The sequence below is a fragment of the Lactobacillus sp. UMNPBX4 genome (assembly GCF_002554115.1).
GTDB classification, from domain to species: Bacteria; Bacillota; Bacilli; order Lactobacillales; family Lactobacillaceae; genus Lactobacillus; species Lactobacillus gallinarum.
In genome coordinates, this window is record NZ_PCZF01000154.1 from 1 (window position 1) to 252 (window position 252).

At 46.8% G+C, this 252-nt stretch carries 1 tRNA gene; it reads left to right on the forward strand.

The features are described 5' to 3' along the window. Positions 1–110 precede the first annotated feature (110 nt). Positions 111–183, forward strand: a tRNA-Ala gene (locus tag CP355_RS10150). Positions 184–252 lie beyond the last annotated feature (69 nt).

Consider the following 252-nt stretch of genomic DNA (forward strand, 5'->3'; position numbering starts at 1 on the left):
GAGCGCACGCCTGATAAGCGTGAGGTCGATGGTTCAAGTCCATTTAGGCCCATTGACATAACGGCAAAAAAGCGCTAAAGTTATGTCTGGCTGAAAAAAGAAAAGACCTTGGGGGCTTAGCTCAGTTGGGAGAGCACCTGCTTTGCACGCAGGAGGTCATCGGTTCGAACCCGTTAGCCTCCATTGATCCGAAAGGATCAAAGAGCTAGTACATTGAAAACTGAATATAATCCAAGCAAAAAACCGAGACAA